This is a genomic window from Burkholderia sp. SIMBA_051, assembly GCF_046534915.1.
GTDB classification, from domain to species: domain Bacteria; phylum Pseudomonadota; class Gammaproteobacteria; order Burkholderiales; family Burkholderiaceae; genus Burkholderia; species Burkholderia ambifaria.
Genome location: NZ_JAWRXS010000545.1, coordinates 1 through 256 on the forward strand (window position 1 = coordinate 1; position 256 = coordinate 256).

General features: G+C 62.1%; 1 protein-coding gene. It reads right to left on the minus strand.

The features are described 5' to 3' along the window. The coding region (locus SB771_RS35650) for an FAD-linked oxidase C-terminal domain-containing protein (RefSeq protein WP_410722124.1) at positions 1 to 256 on the minus strand (256 nt) is incomplete at both ends.

Here is a 256-nt window from a genome sequence, read left to right on the forward strand (position 1 = left end):
CGGCCAGATGTTCGGGCGGCACGGCGCAATCTTCGATGAAGGAGACCGGCTTGCCGTCGCCCTTCATGCTCATCATGATGTTCAGCCCGGCCTTGCGGACTTCCCACAACGCTTTCTGTTCGTTCGCATCCGGCATCTCGACGACCGAATCGGGCAAGCCGAGATCGGCCATCAATTCGCCGAGCTGCTTGAGCGACGCGAGTTGCGCGTCGCGCTCCTCGCCTGCGAACTCCACCAGAAGAATCGCTTGCGGCTG